The 13,289-nt window shown below is 63.9% G+C and carries 13 protein-coding genes; 2 read left to right on the forward strand and 11 right to left on the reverse strand.

Going from position 1 to position 13,289, the window contains the following annotated elements; all coding sequences use genetic code 11:
- The 3 genes from A2J03_RS01340 to A2J03_RS01350 all read right to left on the reverse strand — a co-directional run.
- Positions 1-1,161, reverse strand: a 1,161-nt coding sequence (locus A2J03_RS01340; RefSeq protein ID WP_068368677.1) for an SPFH domain-containing protein, incomplete at its 3' end; no start/stop codon positions are given.
- 4 nt (positions 1,162-1,165) lie between these two features.
- Positions 1,166-1,597 carry an NfeD family protein gene (locus A2J03_RS01345; protein ID WP_068368705.1) on the reverse strand — a complete coding sequence of 144 codons (432 nt, stop codon included), beginning with the start codon at positions 1,595-1,597 and terminating at the stop codon, positions 1,166-1,168.
- Between the two features lie 41 nt (positions 1,598-1,638).
- Positions 1,639-2,448 (reverse strand): DUF3097 domain-containing protein, encoded by an 810-nt coding sequence (locus tag A2J03_RS01350; protein WP_068368680.1) that lies wholly within the window; start codon positions 2,446-2,448, stop codon positions 1,639-1,641.
- Between the two features lie 75 nt (positions 2,449-2,523).
- On the opposite strand from A2J03_RS01350, the gene A2J03_RS01355 reads away from it, so the two are divergent.
- Entirely contained in the window at positions 2,524-3,360 is an 837-nt protein-coding gene (locus tag A2J03_RS01355) for a hypothetical protein (protein ID WP_068368682.1), read from the forward strand.
- On the opposite strand, the gene A2J03_RS01360 is transcribed toward A2J03_RS01355, so the two are convergent.
- From A2J03_RS01360 to A2J03_RS01395, 8 genes are all read right to left on the reverse strand, one after another.
- On the reverse strand, positions 3,357-4,421 hold the full coding sequence (locus tag A2J03_RS01360) for a ferrochelatase (RefSeq protein ID WP_068368685.1): 1,065 nt from the start codon (positions 4,419-4,421) through the stop codon (positions 3,357-3,359). The two genes, A2J03_RS01355 and A2J03_RS01360, sit on opposite strands and share 4 nt — an antisense overlap.
- Positions 4,422-4,525: 104 nt before the next feature.
- Positions 4,526-5,350, reverse strand: coding sequence for an NADH-dependent enoyl-ACP reductase InhA (gene inhA / locus A2J03_RS01365; protein WP_068368688.1), 825 nt, complete (start codon positions 5,348-5,350; stop codon positions 4,526-4,528).
- Between the two features lie 48 nt (positions 5,351-5,398).
- Positions 5,399-6,121 carry a 3-oxoacyl-ACP reductase FabG1 gene (gene fabG1 / locus A2J03_RS01370; protein WP_068368691.1) on the reverse strand — a complete coding sequence of 241 codons (723 nt, stop codon included), beginning with the start codon at positions 6,119-6,121 and terminating at the stop codon, positions 5,399-5,401.
- 66 nt (positions 6,122-6,187) lie between these two features.
- On the reverse strand, positions 6,188-7,180 hold the full coding sequence (locus A2J03_RS01375; protein WP_068368694.1) for a VWA domain-containing protein: 993 nt from the start codon (positions 7,178-7,180) through the stop codon (positions 6,188-6,190).
- Positions 7,177-8,169, reverse strand: a complete 993-nt coding sequence (locus A2J03_RS01380; RefSeq protein WP_068368697.1) for a DUF58 domain-containing protein — start codon at positions 8,167-8,169, stop codon at positions 7,177-7,179. Before A2J03_RS01380 ends, A2J03_RS01375 begins: the two co-directional genes overlap by 4 nt.
- The gene (locus A2J03_RS01385; protein WP_082897515.1) at positions 8,166-9,554 is read right to left on the reverse strand and encodes an AAA family ATPase; all 1,389 of its coding nucleotides are present in this window, start codon (positions 9,552-9,554) and stop codon (positions 8,166-8,168) included. Before A2J03_RS01385 ends, A2J03_RS01380 begins: the two co-directional genes overlap by 4 nt.
- 158 nt (positions 9,555-9,712) lie before the next feature.
- A complete protein-coding gene (locus A2J03_RS01390; RefSeq protein WP_068368699.1) occupies positions 9,713-11,206 on the reverse strand; it encodes an NlpC/P60 family protein in 1,494 nt (497 codons plus the stop codon).
- A 416-nt stretch (positions 11,207-11,622) separates the two neighbouring features.
- Positions 11,623-12,168, reverse strand: coding sequence for an Rv1476 family membrane protein (locus A2J03_RS01395; protein ID WP_068368702.1), 546 nt, complete (start codon positions 12,166-12,168; stop codon positions 11,623-11,625).
- Between the two features lie 324 nt (positions 12,169-12,492).
- Between A2J03_RS01395 and A2J03_RS01400 the strand changes: the two genes are divergently transcribed.
- Positions 12,493-13,289, forward strand: a 797-nt coding sequence (locus A2J03_RS01400) for an aconitase family protein (protein WP_269455167.1), incomplete at its 3' end; no start/stop codon positions are given.

Below are 13,289 nucleotides of genomic sequence, written 5' to 3' on the forward strand. Positions count from 1 at the left end.
GGCAGGTGCCGACAGCTCCCCTAGATCGGACCCCTTCGTCAGGCTGGGGTCAGGAGCAAGCGAGGTGTCGACCGGCGTCCGGGCAACTGCCTCCGCAGCCGCGACTGCCTCGGCCACAGCTGGATCGGTCTTGGTTTCGAACCATTCGGCGATCTCTTCCGAATCGTCGACCGGTGCGGAATCGTCGCTTGTATTCGCGCTCGGCTCGAAACGGAAGACACCGTCTTCACCCGGTGCACCCAGCGTCTTGGCAAACCCCTTCAGAGCATCGCCGAAGTCACTCGGGATCATCCAGACCTTGTTGGCGTCGCCCTGTGCCATCTGCGGAAGTGTCTGCATGTACTGGTAGGCAAGCAGTTCCGGTGTCGGCTTACCGTTCTTGATCGCAGCGAACACCTTTTCGATCGCCTTGGCCTGGCCCTGGGCTTGAAGGTATTTTGCTGCTCGGTCGCCCTCGGCACGAAGGATGCGCGACTGGCGCTCGCCCTCGGCCGTCAGGATGGCAGCCTGCTTGCCGCCCTCGGCCGCGAGGATGCGGCTTTGCTTGTCGCCCTCGGCAGTCTTGATCGCGGACTCACGATGGCCCTCGGCAGTCAGAATGGTGGCCCGCTTCTCGCGGTCGGCCTTCATCTGCTTCTCCATCGACTCCTGGATCGACGGCGGTGGGTCGATGCTCTTCAACTCGACCCGAGCGACGCGCAGACCCCATCGACCCGTCGCTTCATCGAGGACGACCCGTAGCTGCCCGTTGATCGAGTCGCGAGATGTCAGTGTCTCTTCGAGAGTCATACCGCCGACCACGTTACGAAGAGTCGTGGTGGTCAGCTGCTCGACGCCGACGATGTAGTTGTTGATCTCGTACACCGCGGACTGGGGATTGGTCACCTGGAAATACACGACGGTATCGATCGAGACCGTCAAGTTGTCCTTGGTGATCACTGGCTGCGGTGGGAAGGACACGACCCGTTCGCGGAGGTCGACCTTGGCCCTGATTCGGTCCACGAACGGAACGAGAAACGTGAGCTGACCCGACACGGTCCGGACGTAGCGGCCGAGTCGCTCGATCACTGCGGCCTCGGCCTGCGGGACAATGGACACGGATTTGGCCACGAGGACGACTACGAGAAGAACGATCACGCCGAGAACGATCAGTGCTGCCATGAAACTACGGTCCCCTCCACACGACGGCTGTAGCGCCGTCTATTTCCATCACGGTCACGGTGGTTCCCGGCGCATATACCTCGGATTCGTCGAGGGGCCGTGCAGTCCACACCTCGCCGCCGAGCTTGACCTGACCTTCGTGTGCTGCAACCTGTTCCAGTACAACAGCACTCTTGCCTGTCAATGCAGCAGTATTGGTTGCGAGCGCAGGCGGAGCGGCGAAGCGTCGCAACAGAATCGGCCGTACACCCAGAACCAGGACCAAAGACACGAGTCCGAACACGACGGCGTCCGCCCACACCGGGAAATCCGTGACGGCGGAGATACCTGCTGTTGCCAGAGCACCACCGGCGAGCATGAGCAAGAAGAAATCTCCCGTCAGCGCTTCGGCTGCCGCGAGTGCAATTCCTGCAATGAGCCAGATGATCGCCGCCACACTGTCCATCTAACCAGAAATCGGACACTGGACGGTGGATGTCACTCCGTCACGAAATCGACCAGCTGTTCGACTGCCCCGATCAATGGTGCCTCCAGATCCCGGAAGCTCGAGACCGACGAATACACGTGTCGCCACCCCTCCTTCGGGGTACCCCAACCGAGCTCACGACAGATGCCCGTCTTCCAGTCCTGTCCTCGGGGGATCTTCGGCCATGCGTCGATACCGACCGCCCCCGGCCGCACCGCTTCCCACACATCGATGTACGGATGACCCGTCACCAGAACGTGTGGGCCGAGGGATGTCGTGAGCTTGGATTCCTTCGAGCCCGTCACCAGGTGGTCGACGAGAACACCTACCCGGCGATTCGGCCCCGGTGCGAATTCCGCGAGACGGCCACCCAGATTGTCGAGACCTTCCAGATGTTCGACGACGACACCTTCCACACGCAGGTCGTGGCCCCAGACACGTTCCACCAGCGCCGCGTCGTGGACGCCCTCCACCCAGATCCGACTGGCGCGGGCGGTACGAGCCCGCAATCCGTCGACCTTTGTCGAGCCGGACGCAGATCGGGTGGCACCCGTCGGCTTGGGAGCTGCCACAGCACGTTCGAGTGTGACGCGCTTGCCATCGATGAGAAACGCAGCTTCTCGAAGCGCGAAGAGCCGGGTGGTTCGGGCCGAATCCTCCAGCCGGACGAAGTCACCGTCGTACGTCCTCTCGAACCCGACGACCGCACCGCAGAAACCGCTACCTGCATCCTCGACGACAAGGCCGCGCTCCGCGGGAACCCGAGGTGCGGGAACCTTCCGCATTCGGCTGTGCCCAGAAAGGATGTCTCCGCCGTACATATCCGCCACGGGCGACGACTTTAGCGACCCCCGCGACCGAGCACACCGCGCCACGCCGACCTAAACTTGTGAGTCGTGAGTTCTCCAAGCGCAAGCCTCGCCCTGTGGACCAGTTCGTGGCTGGCGGGCGTCAGTGCGCCCGACGACGTCATCGACGCCATGGCCGACTGGGCCCCGATGCACCTCGTCGTTGCAGCCGACGAGACGACTGCACAGCGCACCGGTCTGGCCTGGCCGAGCCCACGAGCAGACGGCGTCGCGTCGGTGTTGACGGCCATCCGCGCGCAGATCCCGAACCCGAGCTCCGACGCCGTCATCGAGCTTCTTCTACCCGGGCCGGGGGCTGTCGAGAATCTCCCTCCCGGAACCGGATTCTCACGAGCTGCTCTCACCGCCGGACAAGCCGTCGTCGTCGGTCTCGCCGGAACCGAAGGTCTGGCCTTCGTACCCACCGTCGAGGGTCCCGACGTCATGCGCTGGACGGTGTTCGCCGTCGACGTGCTCGGCCACTACGTACACGACTTCTCGCTCGGTGAGGCCGAATTCGCGATGCGTGATGCCGTTCGTGGCGCCGCGGACGCACTCGGATCGATGCAGTCACTGCCCACCCGAACACTGCCCACGAGAAGCAACGAGGGCGACCCTCGAACTCGCATCGCGAACGAATTGTCGGAGCTGATGCGCCATCGTTACCCGGCAGACATTCCCGAACGAGCGATGCGAGTCCTCGAGTCGGCCGATCGTGTCTCCGCGATTCTGTCCGTAGCACGGACGTTCGCGCCGACCGAGGCTCCCACGGCGGCGGCTGCCGTGGCCCGTGAGGAGCTGATCAGGCCACTGTGGGCGGCAGTGCGGTCGGCGCGGCTGAGTGCGGTCGCCGCCGGGATCGCCTCGAGTGTGCCCCGCACCTAGTTTCGGGTCGGCCGGACCGGTTGTTCGCAGCACCCGAGTGCACACCGCTGGCCATTGAGCGTCTCGCCGTAGCTCGGCACCGAACCGATACTGCGCGCGGCGGCACCTTCGACGTGCTCGCGTATCAATTCGACCACCATTTTCGCGAACCGTTCGTCGGTACCAGGCGTCGAGGCGCGCGCGAACGCCATCCGACGTTCCCTTGCCTTCTCCTCGGCCTCGGTATCGAGATCCCATACGACTTCGAGATGGTCGGACACGAAGCCGATCGGGCACACGACTACCGCATCGACTCCTTTGTCCGCCAGCGCATCGAGGTGATCGCAGATGTCCGGCTCGAGCCACGGCACCTGCGGAGGTCCGGACCGCGACTGCCACACGACGTCGTACTCGTCGATCCCAGCCGCAGCAGCAGCTAGTGCGGATGCGTCGGCAACCTGGCGGCTGTAGAGGTGACCGCCGTCGGCGGGTGGGCCGGCGTTCGCGTCGGCCGCATCGGGGATCGAATGAGCAGTGAACACCAGCCGAGCCCCGGCCCTCCGTTCGGCGGGAAGTTCGTCGAGCGCCGCAGTGATGGCGTCGGCGAACGCGGCAACCATCAACGGGTGGTCGTAGTACTGGCGAATCTTCACCAGATCGGGTGCGCCCGAGCCTACTGACTCTCGGGCACGAGCGAGATCCTCGTGGTACTGGCGGCAACCCGAGTATCCGCCCCACGCAGAGGTGGGAAACACGAGCGCACGTTCGACACCGTTCGCGCTCATCTCGGCGACGGTGTCCTCGACCATGGGGTGCCAATTTCGGTTGCCGAAGTACACCGGGAGGTCGATTCCGGCAGTGGCCAATTCGGCCTCGACTGCCGCGATGATGTCGCGGTTGAGTGCATTGATCGGTGAGACTCCCCCGAAATGCATGTAGTGCTCCACGACTGCGTCCAGTCGTTCGGGCGGCACACCGCGTCCGCGCGTGACGTTCTCGAGGAACGGCCTGACGTGTGCGGGTTCTTCGGGACCACCGAACGAGAGAACCAGTAGAGCGTCGAAATCAGTGGACGTCGTCATGCTTCCATTGTGCGCTCGGCCTTCGAGAGACCTTCACGCACATCGGCCCGGACGGACGAGAACTGCCGTCCATCCGGGCCGATGTGGTGCGTCGAACGCGAGAACTACATGTTGTCGGGCAGGTACGTGTTGTGACTCGCGCCGCCGTCTACGTAGATGATCGATCCTGTGGTGCCGGGCAGCCAATCGGACAGCAGCGCAACGATCGACTTGGCCACCACGGTCGGGTCGTCGTAGTTCCAGCCGATCGGCGAGGCGCCGTCCCAGTACTCGTTGAGCTGCTGCATCTTCTGTGCGTCGCCGGTCGCGGTACCTGCAATGGCTTTTGCTGCGAGCGTCCGGATCGGTCCAGCGGCAACAAGATTCGACCGAATGCGCTTGGCTTCACCGACCTCGCGGGCGACGTAGCGGTTGACCGACTCCAGGGCGGCCTTGGCGACACCCATCCAGTTGTAGTACGGCATCGCAGTACGAGGATCGAAGTCCATGCCGACGATCGATCCGCCCTCGTTCATGACGGGAAGAACAGCGCGGGCGAGCGACGCGTAACTCCACGCCGAAATTTCGAACGCACGTGCAGCATCGGGGCCGGGGCCCTCGAGGAACGGCTTTGCACCCGGCCCCATCAGCGTGCGCGGCGCGAAAGCTATGGAGTGCAGCACTCCGTCCACACCCTCGGGCGCAAGTTCGCGCACACGGTCGGCAAGCGCCGCGAGGTGCTCCTCGTTGGTGGCGTCCAGCTCGATCGCCGGGGGAACCGGCTGCGGCAGGCGCTGCGCGATCCGGTCGATCAACCGCAGCCGGTCGAAGCCGGTGATGATGACCTTCGCACCCTGGTTCTGGGCCATCGCCGCCGCGTGGAATGCGATCGAGGCATCGGTGATGATGCCGGTCACGAGAATTGTCTTACCTTCGAGCAGTCCGCCCATGTGTCTTCCTTAACGATCGAATCGAAACGAGAAAATCCTTGAAGTGAATCAGTGGCCCATGCCCATACCGCCGTCGACAGGAATGACCGCACCGGAGACGTACGACGAGTCTGGACCCGCAAGGAAACTCACTACGGCAGCAACGTCCTCGGGCTGGCCCAGGCGCTGAAGGGGAATGAACTCCTTGGCCTTGCTGCGCAAATCATCCGGCAGGTCGGCGGTCATGTCGGTTTCGATGAATCCGGGAGACACGACATTGGCAGTGATCGACCGCGAACCGAGCTCGCGTGTGATCGAGCGAGCCATACCGATCACACCGGCTTTGGACGCCGCGTAGTTGATCTGTCCAGGGCCGCCGCCGAGGGCGACGACAGAACTGAGGAACACCATCCGACCCCATCGTGCCCGCAGCATCGCGCGGTTGGCGCGCTTGGCAACTCGAAAAGCGCCGGTCAGGTTCGCATCTATGACCCGCTCGAACTGTTCCTCGGTCATGCGCATCAGCAACGTGTCGTCGGTGATTCCTGCGTTGGCGACGAGCACCTCGACCGGTCCCTGAGCCTTCTCGACTTCGGTGAAGGCCTTGTCCACGGAGTCCGAGTCCGTCACGTCGCAGACAACCCCGAACAACCCGTCCGGCACTCCTGAACCACGATGGGTGACGGCCACTTTGTGGCCGTCAGCGGCAAGACGCTGGGCGATGGACAGACCGATGCCTCGGTTACCTCCGGTGACGAGTACCGATCGGGCGATGAAGTCGGGTTTGGACATGCCTGCAACCTATCTGTTCGTTCTGCGATGACAAAGTGAAACCTACTGGTGAGTAGTGACAGCGAATCAGGGCAATCTTTGACGGAGTACCAAGGCTGTGCCCAATCCTGCTGCGGTGAAGAGAACTCCGAGAATCAACCATGGCCTGCTCGCGTCGCCACGGGTGATTTCGAAGCCGATCTGTTCTTCGAGCGTGTCGTATACATCCCGAAGCTCTTCGAGTGACGATGCGGTGAAAAAGCTTCCGCCGGACAGGGTGGCGATCTCCCGAAGAGAGGGGTCGTCGACCGGCACTGGAACGCGCTCGGACCCCGATTCGGTTTCGATGTCGACGGTGCCGTAGCTGGTACCGAACGAGATCGTCGAGATCGGGACGTCTTTCTCCGCTGCCGCCCGTGCGGCGGTGTATCCCCCTCGCGGATCGTCGGGGTTCTCGGGAACTGTCTGTTTTCCATCGGACAGCAGAACGATCCGTGCAGGAGGAGCCGCGTCGCCTCCACCCAACACAGCACCGAGTGTGTCTATGGACTGCAGGGACGTGAAGATTGCCTCCCCGGTCGCTGTTCGTTCGCTCAGTTGCAGCTTGTCGATCGCAGCCTTCGTCGCCTCACGATTGGCGGTAGGTGACACCAATACCGAGGCCGTGCCGGCGAAGGCGACGAGGCCCAGGTTGATACCCGGAGTCAGTCCGTCGGCGAACGACTTCCCGGCCTCTTGCGCAGCGGCCAGGCGCGACGGCTCGACGTCGGTTGCCTCCATGGAGAGCGACACGTCGATGACGAGCATGACCGTCGCACGGTTGCGCGGGACCCGCTGATCCGACGTCGGACCGGCCAGCGCAACCGTCAGGAACATCAAACCGACCAAGACCAGCGCCGTCGGTACGTGACGCCAGTATCCGGGACGCGTCGGCGCGACTGTTTCGAGCAGCTCCATGTTCGAAAAAAGCAGCGTGTGCTTCTGCCGACGACGCTGCACCACCACGTAACCGACGACAAGGGCAATGACGACCAGCAGGAAGAGCAGCCACCAGGGAGAGGCGAAGTCCGACAGGCTCACCGGCGACCCGCCCGTGCCGTGTTGACCGCGCTCGCGCCGAGGGTGTGTCGACGCGAGGACACGAACCTCACGACGTCTGCGATCCAGTCACCGTCGGTTCGAAGCGTCAGCCGCGGAGCGCCGCAACGCCGCAACACCCGCTCGACATCCTCTCGATGTGCATTCGCCGCCTCGGCGAAGTCGGCGCGCAGCTGTGGCGTCGTACTGAATTCGCGGGTGCGCCCGGATTCGGGGTCGTGCAGCACCACATCTCCTATGTCGGGAAGCTCGAGGTCGCGGGGGTCGACGACTTCGACGGCGAGGACATCGTGGCGCGCAGCGATCGCGCGCAGCGAACGTTCCCAGTCGATGGGCCCGAGAAAGTCGCTGATGATCACCGCCATGCCCCGGCGACGTTGAGGTCGCCGCAGCGACTCGATGGCACCTCGAAGATCGCCCCGCACCCCGTCGGCAGCGCTCGGCGTCGTGGCAATCGTGCGCAGCATCGCCTGCCTGTGGACCTGACCGCCGCGGGCGGGTATGCGTGTCGTGTTCGCACCGGTGGCCACGACTGCACCGATGCGGTTTCCGCCGCCGCTGGTCAGATGCGTGATCGCGGCGGCCGCTGCAACAGCAAGGTCGCGCTTCTCGCATCCGGTGGTCCCGAAATCGAGACTTGCGGACAAATCGAGCACCATCCAGGTCTCGAGTTCTCGATCCGCAACGGACTGCCGAACGTGTGGGTGCGTCGTGCGTGCCGTGACGGACCAGTCCATTTGCCGGACGTCGTCGCCAGGTTGGTACTCCCGAGCATCGCCCGGCTCCGATCCCGGCCCCGGTATCAGTCCGAGATGATCGCCGTGCAGCACACCGTCCAGGCGCCGACGAACCGTCAGTTCCAGTGTCCGCAGGGCCGCCCCGAGGGACGGATCGCGCAGCTCACCGCTTCGGAACGACGGCGGCCTCGGATCGTGACGGCCTGCCGAACCATCGGCCAGTGCCCCGCTCACTGCTTCTGGCTACCTGCAGTCGACTCATTGACGGTCGACTCCTTGACGGCCGACTTGTCGAGCGATGGAGCCGCTGGACCGTTGTGACCCTGATGCGTTCCGTTGCCGGCAAACTGCCCTGGGCCCGGCTGCTGGCCGGGAGCGGCAGGCTGGCCGGGAGCGGCAGGCTGGTTCGGGTAAGGGAACTGCGCCTGGTGGTGCGGCTGGGCTTGTTGGTTCGGCTGGGCCTGGTAGTTCGGCTGGCCCTGGTAGTTCGGTTGCCCCTGCGGAGCAAGCGGATGCTGCGGGGAGCCCCCCACTGCTTGCGGTGCAACCTGCGGAAGCCCGACGGTCTGGAGGATTTTTGTGATGACGTGTTCGGGAGTGACCTCGTCGGCAAGCGCGTCGTACGACAGCACGAGTCGGTGGCGAAGGACGTCCGGAATCACTTCGAGCACGTCCTGCGGGACCACGTAGTCACGTCCGCGAAGCAGCGCCAATGCTCGCGATGCCGCGATGATTCCGAGCGTCGCACGGGGTGACGCACCGTAGGCGATCCAGCTCGCGACATCATCGAGACCCAGCTGCTCCGGTGTTCGCGTGGCGGCGATGACGCGCACGACGTAGTCGACCAGCGCGTGGTGTACGAATACTGTGCTCGCCACCGTCTGCAGACGGACGAGTTCTTCGGGGTCGAGGATCTGCTTCGGCGTCGGAACCGCGGTTCCCATGCGATAGACGATCTCGCGTTCTTCCTCCACCGAGGGATAGTCGACCACGATCTTGAAGAGGAACCGGTCTCGTTGGGCCTCCGGAAGGGGGTAGACGCCTTCGTTCTCGATCGGGTTCTGAGTGGCCATCACGAGGAATGGATCAGGCATCTGGAAAGTCTTGCCGCCGATGGTCACGTGCCGCTCGGCCATGACTTCCAGCAATGCGGACTGCACTTTGGCAGGAGCGCGGTTGATCTCGTCTGCCAGGACGAAGTTGGCGACGACCGGACCGAGTTCGGTGTCGAACTCTTCACGACCTTGGCGATAGATCCGAGTTCCGATGAGGTCGGTCGGCACGAGGTCGGGAGTGAACTGAACGCGCGAGAACGACCCGCCGACGACTTTCGCGAACGTCTCGACTGCCAGCGTCTTGGCGACACCGGGAACGCCTTCGAGTAGAACGTGCCCGCGAGCCAGCAAACCGACGAGGATGCGTTCGACCAGTCGGTCCTGACCGACGATCACGCGCTTCACTTCGTAGACGGCCTTCTCCAAAATCTGAACGTCCTGCGCAAGCCCGCTCACGTCCGCGGGTGCGCTTCCGACTTCGGCCGCGGCGCTCTCCGACGCACTGCTGTTCGACACACTGCCCTCACGTGATGCCACCAAGAATCCACCGCTTTCACTCGACATGTTGGGGGGCACGTCCTTGCAGGTCCGCTGCCCTAGATTCCAGGCAATGAACTACACGCGCCGACAGTCCCACCCCAGGCTACCGGCGTTCGCACGCGAGCTTAGCCGTACCGTCCGTTGGCCGAGGGCACGCGAGCGAACGCCGGTAGCCAAGAGGGTCAGGAAACCATCCGAACCGCGTACGGTGTCATTCCGTCGTACCGTACAGGCGAGACCTTGACGACACTGCCGGATTGAGGCGCTTCCAGCATCTTGCCGTCGCCCAGGTACAGCGCGACATGCTGGCTGGCGTTCGGTCCGTAGAACAGCATGTCCCCACGCTTCATATCGGATGACGGCACCTGCTTGCCTGCTGTGTATTGGTAGCCGGTGTAGTGCGGCAACGAGATACCGAGTCCGGCGAACGCGTAGATCATCAGACCCGAGCAGTCGAAGCCGACCTTGTTGTAGTCGCCGTAACTGTCGGCCACTCCGCCGTCTCGAATTCCCTTGGTGGGACCGTTCTCGTCACCGCCGCCCCACGAGTAGGGCACGCCGAGCTGCGACATTCCGCGGTCGATGGCCAGTTCGACAGCAGCACTTCCGGTGACGGACGGGGTCTGGGTGGTACTACGCGGCTTCTTCGGCGTCGTCGGGGTCGTGGTGCTCGTGTCGGAGTCGGACTCAGTTCCATCGATATCGGTGTGCGATCGCTGCCCAGCGGCTGCCGCGGCAGCCGCTGCAGCGGCAGCCTGATTCGCTGCCACCCGAGCCGCCGCCTGCACGGCGGCGTCGCGTGCTGCTGAGGCGGCTGCCGCTATGGCGGCGTCCTCGGCGGCCTTCTGCTGCTCCCATGCGGAGTAGGCGACACGTTGTCCTTGGAGACCGGCAACATCCGTCCGCGCCACATCCAACTGACTCTGCGCAGCATCTCGCTGCGATTCGATCGCGGCCTTCTGGTCTGCCTGCGCCTGTAAAGCGGCACGGGCGGTGGCAATGGCCTGCTCTGCCGCAACCTTTTGCGCGTCGGCTTCCGCTGCAGCGGCATCGGCCTGCTGCTTGGATTCACGCGCAGCGGAATCTTTGTTGGCCTGCTCGGTACGAGCTCGCTGAAGTCCGTCGAGTACAGCATTCTGGTTGTTCGACAAGACCTTCAGCACCTGCGCTCGGTCGAGCACATCCTCGGGCCCGCTCGACCCGAGGAACGAAGACACCGACGCGACGCCAGTTCCCTGGGTGTAGCTGGAGACTGCGAACTCGTTGAACTTCTGCTGAGCAGCGTGGATCTGCGTGCCGGCGTCGGCGAGGGCTTGCTGGGCGGTCACGACGAACTGAGCTGCGATGTCTGCGGCATCACGCGCGTTCTGGAGGTCGACCAGCGCCTTGTTGACGTCCTCGCGCCGGATGGCCACTTCGGCGTCGAGTTGAGCGAGCTGCTGGTTTGCCGCCGCAACCTCGTTGATCAGCTGACCGACCGCCCCGAGTTGCTCGTCGACGCGCGAACCCGCCGCTGCTATCTCGGAGTCCGACGGATTGGGAGGGGGCGGGGGCACTGCCGCGGCAGTGCCGGTCACCGCACCCATCAGTGCGACGACGACACCTGCACCTATCAGTGCTCGAACTGTGTTCGGGAACGCGCTGCGGCGTTTGCCGCGGAATGTCCGTCGCCTCACAAATGTCTCCCTCGGTCCCGGCGCTCGCGACGCTTCCGTGAGGAAGCCCCGACGCCGGACGAGCGGATCGTCGACACCTCGATCCGGGTGTCACCGTCGCATTCGCCGGGCAGGGAGAAAGCGCGCAGCAACACGACGGGTGTGCCACGTCAGCCACACCCGCAGCACTGGCCTCTCGGGTCGCCCCGGATAGACCTGTGCCCTCTGCGACACTCCTTCCCCAGCAGTGCCAATGGCACCGTACGACACTTTGCACACTAAGGAAACTCTAGTCCCAAACGACACATTTGTAATTCGACCTGCGAAAACGCGCTGATCTCGGCATTTGCCGAAAACAGTTTTTTCGACTTTTTTCGACCGGACGCGAAAATGCCCCCGACAACGAAACGTCGGGGGCAGATCGTTCGGGCGGGCCGTCAGCCTGGCAACGTGGTCCTACTCTCGTCGACTGGACGCAACTCTTCCGCACGAGCCCGACGACGCGTCTTGGCGAACGCGGTGGCAGCACCGCACCCAGCGACGACCAGAATCACCACCGTGGTGATCAGCGTCCACGGAGTCTGGGGACCGACCAGGGTGTCGACGAAGTTGTCCGCCGCAACGACAGGGTTCCCGGTGTACGTCCGATCCTGTCCCGCCTCCAAGGTCACGCGGCTGACATTGTCACTGAAAGACCCGACCTGGCCGGGGCTGAGCACCAGCACCGTGCCACCGTCCTCGGCTCCGACCGCGGTAGCGAGATCACGCAACTGCGAGTCGTGCCGCGGATCCCGATCCACCACGATGATGGACAGGTCGATCCCATGTTCTTCGGCGCGGGCGACGGCCGACTGCAAGTCGCTCTCGAGCGGTGCGGGCGCACTGACACCGGTTGCCGCAACTTCGGCCACGATGTCGTCGACGTCGATCCCGGGTGGCACATCGGCCATCAGGGGAACGAAAGCGAGTATCGGTTCAGGCATCACAGAGGTTCCAGTCGAAGCGCGTCGTCGTAAGGACGAGACGAACCCTACGTCACTCGCCGCACCGGCCGCGTGCACCCAGTCCGGTCGATCGCCTGTGAGTGAGGCTCCCCTGCATTGCGAAGGTGTCGGAACTGCACGACAATCGGGAGTGCGAAAGCAGAGTACTGCAATGTAGGCTGCCCTTCGTTTTCAACAGGACAAGCGTACTGTTAGACTCGACCACGAGATGTTCACCCGCGGCGACAGCCGCGCGAAGTGAGTCTCGCTTCATCCGTCGACACAGCCCTGTCGGCGGTGTGCCTCAAGACGAGTGGAGCTGAAGTGACCGCCAGTAATGATTCATTCGGTGCAAAGGGCACCCTCGAAGTCGGAGAGAACTCGTACGAGATCTTCCGCCTGTCGGCCTTGCCTGGCGCCGAGAAGTTGCCCTACGCATTGAAGGTCCTCGCGGAGAACCTCCTTCGCACCGAAGACGGTGCCAACATCACCGCCGACCACATTCGTTCGATCGCGTCGTGGGACCCCTCGGCCGACCCGAGCATCGAAATCCAGTTCACGCCTGCACGTGTCATCATGCAGGACTTCACCGGTGTCCCCTGCGTCGTCGACCTTGCCACGATGCGTGAGGCCGTCACCACTCTCGGCGGTGACCCGAACAAGGTCAATCCGCTCTCCCCCGCAGACATGGTCATCGACCACTCGGTGATCCTCGACGTATTCGGTCGCGCCGATGCACTCGAGCGCAACGTCGACCTCGAGTACCAACGCAACGGCGAGCGGTACCAGTTCCTACGTTGGGGCCAAGGCGCATTCGACGACTTCAAGGTCGTCCCTCCCGGCATGGGCATCGTCCACCAGGTCAACATCGAGTACCTCGCACCGACCGTCATGACGCGCAAGGGCCAGGCATACCCCGACACCTGCGTCGGAACCGACTCGCACACCACGATGGTCAACGGACTCGGAGTTCTCGGCTGGGGCGTCGGCGGCATCGAGGCCGAGGCAGCAATGCTCGGCCAGCCCGTCTCCATGCTCATCCCACGCGTAGTCGGCTTCAAGCTGTCCGGTGAGATCCAGCCGGGCGTCACGGCAACCGACGTCGTTCTGACCGCCACCGA

Origin of the sequence: Rhodococcus sp. EPR-157 (genome assembly GCF_001647195.1) — a bacterium.
Lineage (GTDB): Bacteria > Actinomycetota > Actinomycetes > Mycobacteriales > Mycobacteriaceae > Rhodococcoides.

Coding starts and splice junctions, on each gene's coding strand:
- A2J03_RS01350 (WP_068368680.1), bottom strand. CDS start 2,448: ATGTACGGCGGAGACATCCTTTCTGGGCACAGCCGAATGCGGAAGGTT.
- A2J03_RS01360 (WP_068368685.1), bottom strand. CDS start 4,421: ATGACGACGTCCACTGATTTCGACGCTCTACTGGTTCTCTCGTTCGGT.
- inhA (WP_068368688.1), bottom strand. CDS start 5,350: ATGGGCGGACTGCTCGAAGGTAAGACAATTCTCGTGACCGGCATCATC.
- fabG1 (WP_068368691.1), bottom strand. CDS start 6,121: ATGTCCAAACCCGACTTCATCGCCCGATCGGTACTCGTCACCGGAGGT.
- A2J03_RS01385 (WP_082897515.1), bottom strand. CDS start 9,554: ATGTCGAGTGAAAGCGGTGGATTCTTGGTGGCATCACGTGAGGGCAGT.
- A2J03_RS01395 (WP_068368702.1), bottom strand. CDS start 12,168: ATGCCTGAACCGATACTCGCTTTCGTTCCCCTGATGGCCGATGTGCCA.